This window comes from Dyadobacter sp. HNCC25DJ185, assembly GCF_056895195.1.
The window spans coordinates 382,349-401,128 of the sequence record NZ_JBXHAR010000006.1 but is presented as its reverse complement, the minus strand read 5'-3'; the positions used below and the strand labels follow the sequence as shown (position 1 = coordinate 401,128).

General features: G+C 47.2%; 18 protein-coding genes. 16 read left to right on the top strand and 2 right to left on the bottom strand.

The features are described 5' to 3' along the window. Positions 1 to 44: 44 nt before the first annotated feature. Positions 45 to 1,064, bottom strand: coding sequence for a thiamine-phosphate kinase (gene thiL / locus AC1XUF_RS19305; RefSeq protein WP_483343459.1), 1,020 nt, complete (start codon positions 1,062 to 1,064; stop codon positions 45 to 47). 79 nt (positions 1,065 to 1,143) lie between these two features. Continuing rightward, complete coding sequence (locus AC1XUF_RS19300; RefSeq protein WP_483343458.1) at positions 1,144 to 1,599, bottom strand: hypothetical protein; 456 nt, start codon at positions 1,597 to 1,599, stop codon at positions 1,144 to 1,146. 135 nt (positions 1,600 to 1,734) lie between these two features. Between AC1XUF_RS19300 and AC1XUF_RS19295 the strand changes: the two genes are divergently transcribed. The 16 genes from AC1XUF_RS19295 (at position 1,735) to AC1XUF_RS19220 (ending at position 18,762) form a co-directional block, all read left to right on the top strand. Then, positions 1,735 to 1,968 carry a cytochrome b5 domain-containing protein gene (locus AC1XUF_RS19295; protein ID WP_483343457.1) on the top strand — a complete coding sequence of 78 codons (234 nt, stop codon included), beginning with the start codon at positions 1,735 to 1,737 and terminating at the stop codon, positions 1,966 to 1,968. A gap of 1 nt (position 1,969) precedes the next feature. Then, the gene (locus AC1XUF_RS19290; protein WP_483343456.1) at positions 1,970 to 2,821 is read left to right on the top strand and encodes an N-acetylglucosamine kinase; all 852 of its coding nucleotides are present in this window, start codon (positions 1,970 to 1,972) and stop codon (positions 2,819 to 2,821) included. A 16-nt stretch (positions 2,822 to 2,837) separates the two neighbouring features. Beyond that, positions 2,838 to 4,091, top strand: coding sequence for a sensor histidine kinase (locus AC1XUF_RS19285; protein WP_483343455.1), 1,254 nt, complete (start codon positions 2,838 to 2,840; stop codon positions 4,089 to 4,091). Next, positions 4,088 to 4,774, top strand: coding sequence for a response regulator transcription factor (locus AC1XUF_RS19280; RefSeq protein WP_483343454.1), 687 nt, complete (start codon positions 4,088 to 4,090; stop codon positions 4,772 to 4,774). Before AC1XUF_RS19285 ends, AC1XUF_RS19280 begins: the two co-directional genes overlap by 4 nt. 92 nt (positions 4,775 to 4,866) lie before the next feature. Beyond that, a complete protein-coding gene (gene rpmB, locus AC1XUF_RS19275) occupies positions 4,867 to 5,106 on the top strand; it encodes a 50S ribosomal protein L28 (protein WP_254561589.1) in 240 nt (79 codons plus the stop codon). An 88-nt stretch (positions 5,107 to 5,194) separates the two neighbouring features. Then, entirely contained in the window at positions 5,195 to 5,686 is a 492-nt protein-coding gene (gene folK / locus AC1XUF_RS19270) for a 2-amino-4-hydroxy-6-hydroxymethyldihydropteridine diphosphokinase (RefSeq protein WP_483343453.1), read from the top strand. A gap of 285 nt (positions 5,687 to 5,971) precedes the next feature. Next, entirely contained in the window at positions 5,972 to 8,344 is a 2,373-nt protein-coding gene (locus tag AC1XUF_RS19265; RefSeq protein ID WP_483343452.1) for a TonB-dependent receptor, read from the top strand. A 23-nt stretch (positions 8,345 to 8,367) separates the two neighbouring features. Beyond that, a complete protein-coding gene (locus AC1XUF_RS19260; protein WP_483343451.1) occupies positions 8,368 to 9,297 on the top strand; it encodes a DUF4249 domain-containing protein in 930 nt (309 codons plus the stop codon). A gap of 86 nt (positions 9,298 to 9,383) precedes the next feature. After that, the gene (locus AC1XUF_RS19255) at positions 9,384 to 10,505 is read left to right on the top strand and encodes a DmpA family aminopeptidase (RefSeq protein WP_483343450.1); all 1,122 of its coding nucleotides are present in this window, start codon (positions 9,384 to 9,386) and stop codon (positions 10,503 to 10,505) included. Between the two features lie 308 nt (positions 10,506 to 10,813). Next, the gene (locus AC1XUF_RS19250) at positions 10,814 to 11,464 is read left to right on the top strand and encodes a response regulator transcription factor (protein ID WP_483343449.1); all 651 of its coding nucleotides are present in this window, start codon (positions 10,814 to 10,816) and stop codon (positions 11,462 to 11,464) included. Positions 11,465 to 11,609: 145 nt separating this feature from the next. Next, a complete protein-coding gene (locus AC1XUF_RS19245; protein WP_483343448.1) occupies positions 11,610 to 11,792 on the top strand; it encodes a response regulator transcription factor in 183 nt (60 codons plus the stop codon). Between the two features lie 22 nt (positions 11,793 to 11,814). Beyond that, positions 11,815 to 12,978 (top strand): hypothetical protein, encoded by a 1,164-nt coding sequence (locus tag AC1XUF_RS19240; protein WP_483343447.1) that lies wholly within the window; start codon positions 11,815 to 11,817, stop codon positions 12,976 to 12,978. Positions 12,979 to 13,213: 235 nt separating this feature from the next. Further along, entirely contained in the window at positions 13,214 to 14,158 is a 945-nt protein-coding gene (locus tag AC1XUF_RS19235; protein WP_483343446.1) for a hypothetical protein, read from the top strand. Positions 14,159 to 14,187: 29 nt separating this feature from the next. Next, a complete protein-coding gene (locus AC1XUF_RS19230; protein WP_483343445.1) occupies positions 14,188 to 16,680 on the top strand; it encodes an ATP-dependent Clp protease ATP-binding subunit in 2,493 nt (830 codons plus the stop codon). Positions 16,681 to 16,707: 27 nt separating this feature from the next. Further along, the gene (locus AC1XUF_RS19225; RefSeq protein WP_483343444.1) at positions 16,708 to 17,562 is read left to right on the top strand and encodes a hypothetical protein; all 855 of its coding nucleotides are present in this window, start codon (positions 16,708 to 16,710) and stop codon (positions 17,560 to 17,562) included. Positions 17,563 to 17,616: 54 nt separating this feature from the next. Next, positions 17,617 to 18,762, top strand: a complete 1,146-nt coding sequence (locus AC1XUF_RS19220; RefSeq protein ID WP_483343443.1) for a fibronectin type III domain-containing protein — start codon at positions 17,617 to 17,619, stop codon at positions 18,760 to 18,762. Positions 18,763 to 18,780 lie beyond the last annotated feature (18 nt).

The window sequence follows — 18,780 nt, the reverse complement described above, 5'->3', positions numbered from 1 at the left end:
ACCTCCTGGGAGGCTATGCTTCAAAAAATCAAGTTCTTGGTATCTTAACTCCAGCCTTGAGCGGTAATGGGTACGCGGCTATCAGCTTTGGTATGCAATACGATCTCCTCTTTATTGCCTGTGATATAACCGATAAAGCTTATTTTCGGATTGTTTTTGATCAGATCGTAGGAAGCCTGTGACACAGTAAAAAGCAATTCATAATCTTCACCACCATTTAATGCAGCAGTTACCGGACCGATATTTAGCTCCGACGCGGCCAGAAATGTTTGTTCATCAATCGGCAGTCGTTCTTCAAAGACGACTGCACCAACTTGCGATTGTGCGCAGATATGCAGTAAATCCGAAGCCAGCCCGTCCGACACGTCTATCATGGAAGTAGGGATCACTCCCGCTTCTTCGAGTTCGTAAATCACATCCATTCGTGCTTCTGGGCGCAATTGTCGTTGAATTACGTAATCTTTGCCTTCCAATTCCGGCTGCATTTCCGGATTGGCCAGAAAAACCTGTTTCTCCCTTTCCAATAACTGTAGTCCCAGGTATGCACCCCCCAGGTCGCCGGTGACACAAAGTAAATCGTTTGCTTTTGCGGTGTTACGGTAAGTGACCTTTCGCTTATCCACTTTTCCGAAAACACTTACGGATATCATTAAACCAGACCGGGAAGACGAAGTATCACCTCCAACAAGATCCACATTGAAATCCTTGCAGGCGATTTTAATGCCCTCGTACAACTCGTCGACTGCTTCTACCGAAAACCGGTTGCTGAGTCCAAGGTTTACTATGACTTGCCGCGGGATACCGTTCATTGCGGCAATGTCTGACACGTTGATCGCAATCGACTTATATCCCAGATGTTTTAAGGGAAAAAATGCAAGGTCGAAATGTACCCCCTCCAACAGCATATCCGAGGTCAGCAAACCAAATTCCTCACCGGTATCGATCACCGCCGCGTCGTCCCCAATTCCTCTAATGGTATCCGGTAAAGCGACTTTTATTCCTTCATTTATTCTTTTGATCAACCCGAATTCTCCCAGGCTGCTGATTTCAGTTCTAGTTTCCATGGAGCAAAATTAACCAAAAAAAGCGAAGCCACTTCCGTAAGAAATGGCTTCGCTTTTTTGTATCTGATGTGTGGAATCGCTATGGATTGGTCAAAGTGTATTCATTGAGGGTACCACCAGTTTTTGAGCTTGCTTTCAATCTGGTTAGCACCACTTTGGCGTCGTCTAATGAAGTAATCGTGTATTCAATTGTTCCACCAGTTCCGGTTGGCTGTGGATTTAAGTCTTTTAGGATCAATTTTGTATCCCCTTCCAGATCCCATGTTCCACTGAATGTTGTCCCGTCAAATTCTGTCAGCGATACTGTTTTCACACCCGAAGCGTTGGTTAATGTAAGTCTAAAACCGGAATAAGCAGGAGTAGTGTTGTTGGATCCGCCTCTTGTGTAAACTATTGTACTTCCGTGTTTGACAGATTCAGCAGTCCAGGCTTTGGCGATACGTTCAGAAACCGGTTTCACTTTCTTTTTACAACCCGTCGCAACCAATGTGAGTACCAGTATTGTACACCAAAGCAGAGAGTAACTTTTTTTCATATTTCTTTTTCATGAATTTCTTACAGAACGCCAAGTTCTTACTTTTTAGTCTTATTATCAAAATATTCATCCAAGTTCGTTTTTAATTTCAGGCCGAACGTCGCTTATCATTAAATTGCCTGCAAAAAGCATAACATGAAAGAATACACCAAAGCACAGCTGGCACTTCGGAACGGGCAGGACCGGGAGGAAATCTGGTGTGCTTATAAAGGCGTGATTTACGATGTCGCACCTTCCCGGTTATGGCGCAACGGACATCATTATGAGCACTGGGCAGGCCAGGACCTTACCAAAGAACTGGGCGATGCCCCGCATACAGACCGTGTTTTTGAACGCTTTACGATCGTCGGAAAATTGCAGCTCCTCTGAAATGCCTCCCAAAACTATTTTAATCGCGGACAGTGGGTCTACGAAAACAGATTGGATTGTAACTGGTTATGGGTCAAATCCGTATACATTTCAATCGGCAGGGATTAACCCATTTTATCAGACAACCGAGGAAATTATTCCCGTTCTGGAAGCTCAGGTTATCCCTTTTTTAAAACATAGGATCAATGCGATCCACTTTTTTGGGGCAGGCTGTGCCGATGAGAAATCAGGTAAGCCGGTTTTCGATGCATTGATGACGACCCTTCCTGCCGCGGAAGCGATAGAAGTTGCTTCCGACATGCTTGGGGCGGCAAAAGGCTTGTGCGGGCACGAGCCTGGTTTGGCATGCATCCTCGGTACCGGGGCTAACAATGCCTTTTATGATGGTCGGAAAATAGTAAAATCGATTGGCTCACTGGGTTTTTGGCTCGGTGACGAAGGCAGCGGATCCTATCTTGGAAAAACGCTTGTCGTGCTTTTTTTGCAGAATGATTTACCAGCTGATCTCCAGGAAAAATTTGCGCATACTTATCCCGAAGTCAACAGACTGTCCGTTTTGGACCAGGCCTATAAGAAGCCTTACCCCAACCGCTATTTTGCAGGATTTTCGCGGTTCATCGCGGATCATATCGAGCACCCTTTTTTTAAAAATATGGTAGGTGAAGCATTCGGACTTTTTGTTCAAAAGTATGTGTTGAAACACCAGGATGCCGCCAGATACCCTGTGCATTTCACAGGATCTATAGCTTACCATTACCAGGCAGTCCTGATCGGCGTTTTGGAGAAGTATGGATTGCAGCCTGGACTTATCTTAAGATCTCCGCTAGAAGGCCTGGTACAATATTATTCATGAAATGATAAAAACTTAAATGTCCCGACGTACCATTCAATCACTGACTGTTTTTTCGGCGCTCCTGATCATCGGTGTCGTCATTACGCAGATTTTCTGGGTAAAACAGGCATTGGATCTTCGTCACAGGCAGTTTAATCAGAATGCGCACGTGGCGTTGCAGGATGTAGCGGCTAAACTGGCCGCTGTAAATGGAGTCATGCAAACGACTAATCCTGTCGAACAGCTTTCGCCGGAATATTTTCTGGTGAACACGAATGCGACGACACAACCCGATTTGCTGGAAGTTTTCATCAAAGACAGTTTTCAAAAACACAACCTGATCACCGATTTCGAAATCGGGATTTATGACTGCACGACCAACAGAATGCGGTATGGCATGTCGTTGAGTACCAAAAACAGCGATAAAATTCCAACACCGACCTCCAACTGGATCAAGACCGACAAGTATCCCTATTATTTTGGCGTGCGGTTTCCCGAGCAGGAGACCTACTTTGCAGGAAGTATCAATGGGGCAATCTGGTCGTCGATACTCGTACTGGTGGCCGTGTCATTCTTTGCATACGCACTGTTTGTCATTCTCAGGCAGAAGCAGCTTTCGGAAGTACAGCGCGATTTTGTGAATAACATGACCCACGAGCTGCAAACGCCGATTTCGACCATCAGAATTGCGGCAGATGTACTGAATTCCGAACAAATTATTGCGCAACCTAAACGCCACAAAAGATATGTGCAAATCGTGCAGGATGAGATTTTGCGGTTGCAAGGACAGGTAGAAATGGTACTTTCGATGGCGAAAGCGGAGCGAAATGCGCTGCATCTGCAAAAGGAAAAACTGGACGCGGAGGAAATGATCCAGTCTGTCCTGATACCTTTCGAAGGAAAAATCAATTTTAAAAACAGGGCAGAAAACAGGCTGATCAAAGCCGACCCTTTCCATTTTCGTTGTATGATCAATAATCTGATAGACAACGCATTGAAGTATTCGGACGATGTGCCTGAAGTTTCAATCGAGATGTATAACAAGGGCAAATGCCTTGTTATTGAGGTAAAGGACCAGGGCATTGGAATTGCACCTGAATACCAAAAAAAGATATTTAACCAGTTTTTCCGTATTCCTTACGGCGACGTCCATAATGTAAAAGGTTTTGGAATCGGACTGAGTTATGTCAAGCAAATTGTGCGGGCGCACCGGTGGAGGCTGGATCTGCAAAGCACATTAGGAAAAGGAAGTACTTTTAAAATCTCGATTCCCCAGAAACAAGAGTCATGAAAAAAAGAATCTTATATGTTGAAGACGACCCGAACCTGGCCTTTGCGACAAAGGATAACCTGGAACAGTATGATTATGAGGTTGCTCATGCAACGGACGGATCTGAGGCTTTGAAATTTTTCGGCAGAGAGCATTTTGATATTTGTGTATTGGATATTATGCTGCCGAAAATGGATGGGTTTACGTTAGCAGAAAAAATCAGGAGTTCGGATAGTCAGGTCCCCATTTTATTCCTGACCGCCCGTGCTCTACAAGAGGATAAGATTAAAGGATTACGCCTTGGAGCAGACGATTACATCACAAAACCTTTCAGTATTGAAGAATTGAAACTCAGAATCGAAGTTTTTCTGAGAAGAAGTAGCTCCGAGCAGCCCGCCTCGTCCAAAGCGGATGCAAGCAAAATCGGCATCTATTCTTTTGATTTTCAGAAACTCACCCTCTCTATGAACGGAAGCGGGCAAAACCTTACCTTCCGGGAGGCGGAAGTTTTGAAATATTTAGCGGAGAGGCCGGATCAGGTGATACGGCGGGACGATTTGCTCAAGGCAATATGGGGAGATGACGATTACTTTATGGGCCGTAGCCTGGATGTTTTTATTTCCAGATTACGCAAGTATCTGTCGGGAGATCCGGAGATTAAGATCGATAATGTACATGGAGTGGGCTTCCGGATTCGGTGGTAATCAGGCTTTTTTGAAAATTTCTTTTAAGGTTGTTTGCTCAAAAAAAATAAATTCCGCATATTTGCACCCTCATTTGGAAAAATTGCAAGTTTATGGCTAAGGTTTGTCAAATCACAGGTAAAAGAACACGCGTTGGAAATAACGTTTCTCACGCTAACAATAAAACAAAACGTAAATTCTTCCCGAATTTGCAAAAGAAACGTTTTTTCCTTCCGTCAACAGGAGAATGGGTTACGTTGAAAGTAGCAACTTCTGCACTTCGTACCATCAACAAAAATGGTATTGAATCAACTATACAAAAGGCATACGACAAAGGAACGCTTACGTTCTGAAAAGATTTACGAGTGAATACCAAAAGGACTTCTCTTACAACGGGGAGTCCTTTTTTTCGTGGATGCAGCTGACCTATTTTACATCCGAATGTATCAATACGGAAACGTTTTTCTTCTTTTAGGATCCAATTTGGGCGATAGGGCCGGTACTTTGCGATTGGCAACACCAATGATTGCGGAAACGGTAGGCCCTGTTATCCGGCAATCTTCCCTTTACGAAACCGAGCCCTGGGGCGTAACCGATCAGCCGGCATTTCTGAACCAGGTCGCTGAGATTGAAACCGGATTGTCCCCGCAAGAGGTATTGAGCAATATTCTGGCCATCGAGCATGAGCTTGGCCGCATCCGATATGAGCGTTGGGGTGCCAGGGTGATTGATATTGACCTGCTCTATTACAAAAATTTCATTCTGGACAGCGCAGAACTCACCTTACCACATCCACGGATTCAGGATCGTCGATTTACATTGGTGCCACTTAATGAAATTGCCCCGGACTTTGTCCATCCATTAATACAAAAAACATCTCGTCAGTTACTTGCAGAATGCATGGATCATAGTAATGTGTCAAAGATATCATAAAAAAGTACTATTTTAAATGATCGCATTCATTTGCAAGGTTTGGCCATTTACTCCTTATTTTAGTCAGTTCATCATTTTTTTCTGTCATATGAAGCTGATTAACACGTGCTTTGTCGGTATTGACTAACTATTCATCATAATTAATCGACTATTTCTTAGGGGAAGCGTAAAGTGAGTTGTCACACTAAAAAGGGAAAAATTCAATTTTGCCTCGATCTTCTGAGTAAAATGGAAGGTGATCCGTCACCAGAAGTAAGGATTAACCAGTAAACAAAAGTAAAGCCCATGAAAATAAAATTATTAAGCTACTTGACACTCATCGTTCTGCTATGCGTCAGCCTGCAATCTTATGCTCAAAACCGACATACCGTTAGTGGATATGTGAAAGACAATGCGAATGGAGAAGGCTTGATCGGTGTCTCCGTTTATGTCCGTGAAGCTGAAACCGGAGTGGTAACCAATCCTTATGGATTTTATTCACTGACCCTTCCTGCGGGTACTTATACACTGGTTTTTACTTACATAGGCTATCAAAAAATCACAAAGGAAGTGCTTTTGGATGGTGATAAAACGGTCAGCATTGAAATGACTGACCAAAACAACCAATTGGAAGAAGTAACGATTTCTACCCAAAAGGAGGATGAAAATGTTCGGGGAATCGAAATGTCGGTGAATAAAGTGGAGATGAAAACCATTCGCAAAATGCCCGCCTTGCTGGGCGAAGTGGATTTGATCCGCAGCATTCAGCTTTTACCGGGGGTTACTACGGTGGGTGAAGGGGCATCTGGTTTTAATGTTCGTGGTGGCGATATTTCCCAAAATCTCGTACTGCTGGACGAAGCGCCGGTTTACAATTCTTCCCACCTTTTTGGGTTTTTCTCGGTATTTAACCCGGATGCGGTGAAGGATGTCAAACTCATTAAAGGAGGAATCCCGGCTCAATACGGAGGCAGAATTTCTTCAATCCTGGATGTGAGGATGAAAGAAGGTAATTCCAAAAAGCGCGAGATCAACGGGGGGATTGGGTCGATCTTTTCAAGGTTGACTTATGAGCAGCCCTTTGCAAAAGGAAAGGGTTCATTCATTGTAGCCGGCCGCCGCTCTTATATCGATATCCTTGCAAAGCCCTTTTTGAATTCAGACCTTAAGGACTCTAAGTTTTACTTTTACGATCTGACCGCGAAGGTCAATTACCAGCTTGGTAATAAGGATACTTTTTATGCTTCGGGGTATTTCGGAAAAGACGTTTTCGGTGGCGGTGATTTCGGATTTGGGTGGGGTAATGTAACGGCGACAGGCCGATGGAACCATATTTTTTCCAATAAGCTGTTTATGAATTTGACGGGTTATTATAGTAATTATGATTACTCCCTGGGGCAGAACCAGAATAAGCCGGACGCCAAAGACAAGTTTGATTGGAAATCCAAGATCATCAGTACCAGTATCAAGCCAGATTTTACTTTTTACATCACTCCAAATAACCAGCTTACTTTTGGCGGACAATACATTTATTACGATACCCGGCCAGGAAAAGCAGTGGCAGTTTCGGAAGGAGAAAATACAGACATCAGCCTGGAACCAAGGTATGCGGATGAATCGGCATTGTACGTGGGTAATGAGCAAAAGCTGACAGACCGGATTTCGCTCCAATACGGAGTTCGATACTCTTATTTCAGAAGCTTGGGACCGGGGACCGAATATACTTACCACGAACTAACCAAAGGACAACGCAAAGAGCCGGTATATCCGGGTACGACCTACAAAAAAGGCGACGTGATCAAGAGTTATGGGAACTGGGAGCCACGGGCGTCGGTCAACATCGGTCTCACTTCCACGGCTTCTATCAAGGCCAGCTACAATCGCACCGCGCAATACCTGCACCTTCTGTCGAACACGGCCGCCAGCTCACCTCTGGACGTCTGGACATTGAGCTCGATCAACATCCGGCCCGAGAAGGCTGATCAGGTGGCATTGGGATGGTTCCAGAATTTTAAGGATAATACCTATGAAGCTTCTGTTGAAGTTTATTACAAAAAGCTGTACAATCAGATCGACTACGTACCGGGCTCAGACCTGCTTTTGAACCAGTTTGTTGCCGGGGATCTGCTTTTCGGGAAAGGACGGGCCTATGGTGCAGAATTTTACCTTAAGAAAAATAAAGGTAAACTCACCGGCTGGGTGAGCTATACCTTGTCAAGGACCGAGCGGCTGGTCGAAACGATCAACAACGATGGCTGGTTTCCTGCAAGATTTGACAAGCCGCACAATTTCACTTCGGTAGCGATTTATGATCTCACAAAACGTCTGACGCTTTCTGCCAATTTTACGATTGCGTCGGGAACACCTGCAACTTTTCCCACGAACAGATATGAATGGGGAGGGTGGCCAATCGGCAATAATTACCAGGGTGCCAGAAATAACAACCGTATACCTGCCTACCATCGCCTCGACCTGGCCGCCACGCTGAAAGCAAAACGAAAGTTGTTCAAAGTGGGTGAAGGGGAATGGGTGTTTTCGGTGTATAACGTTTACAATCGCCGGAATGCGTTCTCGGTTTACACAAGGGCCAATGAGGATACGCCTCTTAAAACGGAGGCAGTGCGTTATTCGGTCATCGGCAACTTTATCCCTGCGGTTACCTATAATTTCAAATTTTAGCTATTAGTCTGAAAATAAAAAAGATGAAAAATTTCAAAAACATAATTCGGAATGCGGCCTGGGGCCTGGCTGCTTTATCCGTCCTGTCGCTGACCAGCTGCGAAGATGTGATAGATCTGGATACGGTTACGGGCCCAAGCCAGCTTGTCGTCGACGGCTGGATTACCAATGAGCCTGGCACACAGACGATCAAACTGACCTGGTCCGCCAGCTACTTTGATAACAGCACGCCGGAACCGGTTTTGGGAGCTACGGTAACAGTGACCGACGACCAGGGAAAAGTATACGCTTTTGAAGATTTGGCTGGTAATGGCCAGTACACCTGGGGTAAAGACACTACCGATACATTGGGGCACGTGGGAAGAACTTACTCTCTCAAGATCACCAATGCAGCCGAGGTTTATACGGCAACCACCCAGTTAAAGCGCGTCCCGACAGTGGACTCCGTAGTTTACACCAAGGATAAATTGCCATTTAAGCCTGATAAAGGTCCGCAGGAAGGCTTTATCGCTGAGTTTTATGCAAGAGACCCGGTGGGAACGGGAGATACATACTGGATCAAGCCCGTCATCAATGGAAAACCGGTCGTTGACAAAGCGACGTCGATTTCTATCGCATATGATGCGGCGTTCAGCGCCGGGGCGCCTTCGGACGGACTGATCTTTATCCTGCCCATCAGGCAGTCGATTACAACGGATTCATTGTATTCGGCTGGAGCAAATGTAGGCGTAGAGCTGCACAGCATTACCAATGAAACTTTTGAATACCTGAAGCAGATCCAGGAGCAGGCGCAAAACGGAGGGTTGTTCGCCACGCCGATTGCCAATATCAAGTCGAACGTCACTAATTCCGATCCAAAGGGAAAAGCGGCGCTTGGCTTTTTCGGCGCTTCGGCAGTAAGCAGAAAAACAACAATTATCGATCCTAAAAAAGCTCGCCCAGACGATAAGTAATTAATGCTGGCAGGACGTTGTCCACTGGTAAACCCACAGTTTGCCGGTGGATTTTTGTTATATTTCAGTTTGAAAAAGAGGATAAAATGAAAAAACTATTACTTCTGATGCTGATATGTTCGCCGGTTCTTGCCATGGGGCAAAAACGGCCAAGAGAGCTAGGCATTAAAATTGGGGTACTGCCGACTGGTAACCTGAACGCGATCACCGATGTTGCCGGCGTAAAGGTCGGGCAGGTGACACTCACTGAGGGTGCAGACATTCGCACAGGGGTGACCGCGATCATACCGCATGACGGAAACGTTTTTCAGCAAAAGGTACTGGCCGCCATGTATATCGGGAACGGATTTGGAAAACTGACGGGTTATTCACAAGTAGAAGAGTTGGGGACGATGGAATCGCCGATCGTGTTGACCAACACACTGAGCGTCCCAACGGCCGCTGATGCCATTATCGACTGGACCCTGGCACAAAAGGGGAATGAGAGTGTAAGGTCTGTAAACCCTGTCGTAGGTGAAACCAACGATGGGTTCCTGAACGATATCCGTGGAAGGAATGTACGAAAGGACCAGGTTTTGAATGCATTGGCCCAGGCTGAAAACGGCGCCGTAGCCGAAGGTAACGTAGGTGCAGGCACCGGCACTGTTTGCTTTGGCTGGAAAGGTGGTATAGGTACGTCTTCGCGTAAATTGCCTGAAAAGCTCGGCGGGTATACGGTGGGTGTGCTGGTACAAACGAATTTTGGAGGCGTGCTGACCGTAAATGGTGTTCCGGTGGGCCAGGAACTTGGGAAATATGCCTTTAAAGAATCGCTGGATAAATCTTCTGATGGCTCCTGTATGATGGTGATCGCAACCGACGCTCCCCTCGATGCAAGAAATCTGAAGAGACTGGCGAAAAGGGCCATGCTGGGTATGGCCCAAACCGGTGGTATCGCAGCCAATGGAAGCGGGGACTATGTGATTGCCTTTTCTACCGCCAACCGCGTACTGCACGAAACTGCTGAGGCAACATTCAATTCCAATTTTCTTCATAACGATTACGTCTCCCCGCTCTTCCTCGCAGCCATCGAATCCACGGAAGAAGCGATCATCAATTCCCTGTTCATGGCCAGTACCATGGAAGGTACCCAGGGGCATAAAGTGGAAGAGCTTCCTAAAGAGAAAGTCCTCGAAATCATGCGAAAGTATGGCCGCCTGAAAGAATGACGCTATCGGGAGGATCCAGGTACTAGTACGGGCAGGCAAGCGTAAGTCTACGTATTTTGTAACCGATTAGTAATAATCGGTATAGACGTATATATATAACAGTCAGTGTTATCCCCTAAGTGTTTACCTTATAGTTGAATTCCCTTAGGTAAATGCTTTCAAGAGTGGAGATAATTTGCTTAATTTTCAGGCCCTTACCCAAATCAAGTAAACTTACTTAGCTATTCCTGTACTTTACCGTGTTGACGGCGGTCAGGCCAATAGGCTACCTTTGGATTCCTAAATCTCCATATTCAACCCCGAAAATTATGGAAGCGTTAATTACTCATGCGTGCCTTGTTCATCCACACCCGTTAGAATGCGAAGCAGTAGCCGAATGGCTCAGAAGACGATCACACATTGAATTGGTAGGTAAGTGCCAAAGCCTGGAACAGATCACCCAGTTGCCATATCTCAAAGAGATCGATATCGTAGTAGTTTTTGCCCATCAGGCCGAAAAAACAGCAGATCAGATATTGAAAATTCGAAAGCTTTATCCCAAACTTAAATTTTTGTTGCTTGCGCCAAGTCCTTCCGTGGAGTCCGTGCGGGAAGTGGTGCGATCCGGAGTGTCAGGGTACATTGTTTTTGAAGCAGAGCTCGATGAATGGGAGCGTGCGATCAGGGCGGTTTCGGAAGGCAAAGTGTATTATGGCCAGGAAGTGATGATAAAGCTTGCCGAAAGCTCGGTGGACAACTATATGCAGGAGCCAACGCCCACTACCAGAGACTTCCTGAGCAAAAGAGAAGTGGAAATCCTCCGGCTGGTTGCCAGCGAATATTCTACCAATCGCATTGCAAACGAGCTGTGTATCAGCGATAAGACAGTGGAAACACATCGCCGGAACCTCTTTCACAAGTTGGGTGTGAAAAATTCAGTTGGCCTTACCAAGATAGCCGTCAGAATGGGCGTAGTGTAGTTTCTGGGTGAAATTTTTCCTGGTAAACCCTTAAAAATGGGTTTGCACTGCTTTGAAAAAATCAGGGTAAATCTTTGAAAAATCAGGGTTTCCGTCGATTGAAACAGCGCTTCTCACAGGACAACTTTGTTCGCGGATTTTAATTATGGAACTGACGAAGCGCGAAAAGGAGATCCTGGATCTCATTATGGATGAGCTAAGCTCCAAGGAAATAGCTGGGAAACTGGATGTGAGCGTATCAACTGTGGAAGCTTATCGCAGAAGCCTTTTCAGGAAATTCGGGGTACGTTCGGTAATTGGGCTGGTTAAGGCAGCCATGAAGATGTAGCATTCACCAAATTTAATTTGACATGGCAGAGCCACGCTATTTGGCAGTGAACTGGGTCGACGGGATGAAAATCTCAAGACAACATTTTGTTGAAGCAGACCACTATCATACAGATCAGATAAGGAGGGGACTGGCTGCTTTTCAGACGCCGCTGAGTTACGGCTTAGTTATTCCAACCGAGGGAACAGAATCTCTGGAAATACAGATCTTGGGAGACGCCAGCCAGCAGATCAGAATCAGGATTGGCGAATGCCGGGCCGTTTCGCCCGACGGAAGCCTTTTGGATATAACTTCATCGGATGATGTCAGGCTGGATACATCGTTAACTACGGTTCAGGACCAATACCGTCTTCCGGCAGGACAAAATATGGTGCTGTATCTGGTTTTAAGCGTTGGATTGTTTGACAGGAAACAGGTAGGTAATCCTTTGGAAAATGAGATCCCGGTCAGGCATCCGTATACTTTGCCTGCCTATCGGATCAATCTTGTGCCGTCTGAAATGGTCAATATCGAACAATGGGGTGGCCCAGGCCTGATCATTGGAAAGCTGGAATATTACAATGGTGAGCTGAAAGTCATGCACGATTTTATCCCGGCGAGCAGGACGGTCAAGAGCCATAAGGGTTTGCGTGAATGGTACAACCGCTTTGGCGGATATCTGAGTGAGATGGAAACGTATTTGTTTCGTATCATGCAAAAAATCAAGATGAAAAGTCAGAAAAGTGCATTGTCGGACAGTGTGCAGCTGATGGTGGAGCGGCTCGTCAATGTATTCGCTATGGTGAATGTGTCTTATCAAAGGCTGATTCCCTTCGAACAACCCGCCAATATGGTCGTGAGCATGGTTCAGGGCGCACAAAGCATCCGCACCTCACTGGAATGCCTGACCGACCGCGAAAAGGAAGAAGTATTGGGTTATCTGGGAGAATGGGCCGACGATTCGCCCGGGAGTTTGGAAAAACAGATCACATCCGTGATTCAAGTGGTTTACAATCATAATGATATGTTGCCCTGCCTGAAAACGATCGATACATTTTACAGCATTTGGACAGCACTTTTCTTGAAACTGAGCCAATTGGAATTCATTGGAAAACGCAAAGGACAGCAGGTATTTATCATCGAAAGCCCTGTGCACGATCCGCCGGTACAGCCGGAAAAAACAAAATCACGATGGAGCCCATTGTGAAATAGGGCGGACATTGGGGCGATGGGTATTGTGGCCCATCATTCGGGCAATCACGGGATGGAGGAGTGTGTATGATGGGCGCCGAATACCCCTATTACCCCCTATTCCGTCGGTTTTAACCGACGGAAAATGATCGGCAGTAAGCCGCTTCGCTCGGTAGAGCCGGCGACAAAGTCGCAAACAAAAGCAATCAATGACCGCCGGCTTCAGCCGACGGATTAGCACCGGAAAAAAAATGGACCCAGTCAACAAAAATCAGCGAAAAACGGCAATTGGGAAGTTCATTGGCATGTACATGCTGTCGCTTACCTTTCCGATATTGGGATTATACCTGCTGCTTCGTGTGCCAGGCTCCGTAGGCGAGTCAGAGACGAAGCGTTACAAGGGAATTGTGGATGAACAATTCCCGATGCTTACGGATACAGACACTTTGAGCAACATTTCAAGAAAAGTAATCCAGCTGGACGGCGCGTACAGCAGCGCCACCGACGAAATGTCCAAAGCGACTGCGCGTACCCAACTGGTTGATATAGAAAGCCGGATCAACAGCATTATGAGCCATTTCAATGCATTGGCCACTTCGGCAACACACGAACAGAACAAGCGGCTTTCGCTGGGAATCGCCAAGCTGACCGAAGCATTGGTGACCTACCGCCAGACAATTTCCGAGCTCCGCAGGACGCTGGACAGCAAAGGGATCGATGTGCAGGTAGTGAATGATCTGCGGAACCAAATCAACATGAAAGACCTGGAAATCAAGAGTATGGAACGTCAACTGCTGGCCGGCGCTGCTGCGGGTGGCGGCGGAGGTGGCGGCGGTGCCGATAAGGAGTTGCAAGCCAAATTGGCCCAGACACAAAAGGAACTCGACAGCTATAAATCAGGAAAATCGGGCGGCGGGGGCGGAAGCGGCGACATTGCGGCGGTGCAAAAGCAGCTGGACGAATGTTTGTCGGCCAAAAGCGGCACTGCGGTTACTTACCGGGAATGGCTGAAATATTCCGAAGCAGAGGGATACTACCAGCTGATGACCCAGGGAAATCTCAGGAAGAACGACCGAAGGGTTTACTACGACCAGGCGAAACAGATCTACGATGGACTACAGCTTTCAACAGCCAACAAGGAGATGAAAGCAAAAGCGACAGAAAGGCTTATCAGTTTACAGAAAAATCAGCCCTAGGACTACCCAACTTTCTTCCCAACTTTTCCATGCAAACCGAATCACTCAGATACGCGATCAGCGTGGCGCAATCATTGGCGCGTGAATACCGGCAGGAGCGTTTTGGCCCACCCCATTTGCTCATGGGGTTGCTGCATAACGATGTCGGCCTTGCCTCAGAGCTGGTGATGGCAGGAAAGGATATCTCCTATTTGCGTGATTGGACAGAGGTAAGACTTGAAGAAAGTCCAAAATCAGTCAAAGTTCCGGAGAACCCGCAGGCGGATAACACTGCCGCTGCCTGCCTGGAATTGGCCGAGCTGATTGCATTACAACTGAATATCGATACCAATCCACTATGCACACTGGCAGCAATACTCAAACCGGGAGTTGGGTTTTCTGCCGACCAATTAAAATCGCTGCCCGTTTCGCAGAAGGAAGTGCTGGCACTAAGCAGCCAAGACAACGCAAAACCTTCGGAAAGCAATGATTCGGAGGAAAATAGGACAGCCTCAAAGCCGACAGGCACGATCAAAACGGGCACAACGAATCTTGAAAAATACACCTCGGACAAAACGCAAAAAGCAGCCGACGGCAAAGCGGATTCGGTGATTGGGCGCGACCGGGAAATCCGTCAAATGGCTGAAATTTTGGGAAGGCGAAGTAAACCCAATGTGATACTGATCGGTGAGCCGGGTGTGGGAAAATCCGCCTTGGTGGAAGGATTTGCCAAACTGATTTCGGAGAAAAAAGTACCTCAGTTACTTCAAAATGCAAAGTTGCTGGAGGTGGATCTCGGTGCGCTGGTGGCGGGGGCTTCTTACAAAGGCGAGGTTGAAGAACGTTTGAAAGGGATTCTGAATGAAATAAAAGCTTTTGACAAAATAGTTTTATTCATCGACGAGATTCACATGTTACTGGATCCAAAAGGATCGATTGGCACAGGTGTTTCGCAATTGCTGAAACCGGAACTGGCGCGTGGCGAAATTACCGTCATAGGTGCTACTACTCCCGAGGAATACCGAAAATACATTGAGAAGGACGAAGCGTTTTCCCGCCGGTTTGAGATATTGAATGTGGACGAACCGGATGAAGCCACAGCAACCCGCATGATCGAACACATATTGCCGGTTTACGAAGCGCACCACGGTTTAAAAGTATCAGCAGGAACTGCGGCTGAGGCAGTTAAACTGTCAAAAAGATACATCAAAGAAAGGCGGTTGCCAGATGTGGCTCTGGATCTGCTCGACAGGACAATGGCCGCAATGCGCCTGATGGACGAGGTTTCGGAAACAGAACTGTCCACATTACAAAAGGATCTTGATGCACTATTAGCCATAGATGAAGCCGAGCGGGTACATGAACTGCGGTGGTTTGCAAGGCAACTTCCAAATCGCCTCAGTCCATTACTGATCGGCAAGCTGGATGAAGCAGGTGCGGAAGAGCTGGAAACCGCGGAAGGTATTCACGTCCATTTAAGTACTAAAATCGCCGCCTTGCAGGAACTGGCTGCACAAAGGTCGGAAGGTGTTGGAAAGAATGAAGTGGCAGCCGTGATTTCGCACAAAACCGGCATTCCGCTGGGGAAACTGCAAAGCTCGGAGCGGGATAAGCTGCTCGGAATTGATGAAGTGTTGAAAAAAAGGGTAGTGGGGCAGGACCAGGCCGTGAAAGCACTGAGCGAAGCGATACTGGAATCCAGATCGGGCCTGATCAAGGCAGGGCAGCCCATCGGCTCATTTTTCCTGCTAGGGCCTACGGGCACCGGTAAAACCGAAATCGCGAAAGCGCTGGCCGATTTTCTCTTCAATGATGAATCGTTTTTGATCCGGTTTGATATGTCGGAGTTCAAGGAAGAACATTCGGCAGCATTGCTTTACGGTGCGCCTCCGGGATATGTAGGTTATGAAGAGGGAGGTTTATTAGTGAATAAAATCCGCCAGAAACCGTACTCCGTAGTCCTTTTTGATGAAATAGAAAAAGCGCACCCGTCTGTTTTTGACCTTTTCCTGCAAATCCTGGATGAAGGAAAATTGCACGACAGGCTTGGCAAGGAAGGTGATTTTTCAAATGCGGTGATCCTTTTCACTTCCAACATTGGCCAGGAGCACATTGTCGCCGATTTCAATAAAGGCATCGTGCCGAAATCCAATGATCTCATGGAAATCATGGCGAAACATTTCCGCCCCGAATTCCTGGCGAGGCTGACTGAGATCGTTCCTTTCGCGCCGATCTCCGAGGATAATGTGGTCAAAATATTCAGCATTCACCTGCGCAGCCTGACGGATTTGCTGGAAAAACAGGGCATCGCATTAGAACTGACGCCGGAAGCAAGAAAGCACATTGCGATGCAGGGTTTTACGCCCAGATATGGCGTGAGGCCACTGAAAGGTGTGATCCGCAATATGCTGAGGCGGCCGATCAGCCGGATGATCATTTCCGGGGATGTGGAAAAAGGGTCGGTGATCAGGCTGAGTCTCGGCGAAAATGACGAAGTGGTTTGGGATACGCAAAAGGAAAATCAGGAAGTGGCTGCTTCCTGACATTCGGAACGTTTAAAAGTCAATCTTATGCAAATTCATTTTTTCAGAAGTGCCAGACGCTGGGATTCTGCCCTTCTGCCCATGGATGACAACACGTTCGGGCTTATTCTGCAGTTCAGGGTGAGGCTGGTGCGGGTGGAGCCGGACACACGGTTTTTCATGTCAGATACTTATGCCACCGGAAACGGCCGCCTGCACGATACTTACGGAACATTTCACCTCGATACCTGGACAAACCAGGAGTGGGAGGCTTATAAAACGAATTTTGTGAATGTGGTCCAGCGGCACTGGAGCGACAAATTCGTACTCGACCCCGACCGTGCATGGTACCGCCCCAGGATGGGCGCCAACCTCACCTCCGCGATCATTCAATGCGGATTGTCGATCGAGCTGGTTGAAACTTCCGCGCAGGCGCATCAGACATTCAGGATCATTCATCCGCAGGAAACCAATTTCAGGTCTTATGTGGAAATGTATAACCGCACCGGCCTTTTCACGCACCTCGATCTTGAACCTCAGTGGGGCGGCGGGCGACTGACGCGGGTGGGCAGCGCCAGGCACAGCATTGATTTTTTGCAGACCACCATCAACCATGAATTTGGACATACGCTGGGACTGAACCACGTGAATGGTGTGGGCAACAGTGATAATAACTATGGGATCACACTGGAACAGCGTGAAAACCAGATGGGTCTGGGTGGAAGGCTCACTTCCAGGCACGGCCGGCCCTGGCTGAATAGTCTCGTCGACCGCCATCACGTGGTTCCGGAGCGCAGACATTTACCCGAAGACAGGGTCAAGTTTACGGTGCGTGTCGATAGTCCGCAGCTCATTGAATATTGGGATGACGACTGGCAGCCGGTTGCCACGGCCGCACATTAATGTACTACACCGCGAATTGAGAGGCTTGTGTTTTTGGAACAAAAAATTTAGAAAATGAAAAGGTTTACCATTTGCCTGATTGCGTGCCTTACGGTAATGCTGAATGCCTGTAACTTGTTCGGGCCGGTAGACCCGCTTGCGCCGCAGGTTTCAGAAGTGACAATCATTGCAGTGACCAACTCTTCGGTGAAAGTGAGCGCGACGGTTTCGGACCCGGATGCCAAAAATAGCCGCCAGGAAAAGAAAAGCGGCAAAATCCAGGATTTCGGCTTTGTGTACGGGGTGATGAATGATCCGACACTTGAAACCGGGTTTGTTGAAAAGAGCGGGCAAAGTATCACGGGATCGCCTTACAACTTCGAGGCGCAGATCACCCGGCTTTCTTCTCAGCAAAAGTATAATATCAGGGTTTATGCCAAAAATGAGGGCGGCGGCATTGTTTACGGCCCGACCGCAACATTCACGACCGGCAACTTTGTGCTGCCGACGGTAAGGGCGGTCAGTGCTACAAATGTCCAGCAAACCAGTGCGACGATTAATTTCAGCATCTCAACAGTCAATGCCAATGCAACGATCAGCAGCTATGGTATTTATTATTCATCTACAAATCAGTCCCCTGGATCCGCCGATTCGAAAGTACAGGTGACGGGCACAGTCAGCACGGGCAACTATACGGCTAATCTGGATAAACTGACACCAGGCACCACTTACTATGTAAAAGCCTTCGCTCAAACGAATGCTGGTGCGGCTGTCAGTAGCAATGTGGTCACATTCACAGCCGGGCAGCCTGCGATTTTGAAGGATACGACATTCGTGATGAATTTCTCGAATATGTATGACCTCGAAACCGGCAGTTTTCCTGAGCGGAGCGGTATGGAGGATCTCTACTGGTATCCATATAACCAGCCTGCGGGTATTTATCCGAAAAACGGGGCTAAGTTCTTCGTCATGGCGACAGGTACTGATTATAAAACATTGAAATACTCCGACCTGCTGCAACTGAATTACACAGTCGACTTCATCGACGGCAGCTACACGACCAAAAACAACAAACTGTCCAACGGAACAGTGGTAGCCTACGTGACCAATGTAGGCCATTATGGAAAAATGCGGATCAACTCGAAGGGGTCGGACCGGTCGGAACCGACGGCTTCGGGCGGGGACATGGAAGTCTCGATCACGACTTACAACAATGATTAGTAAAACGTATAAGCATTA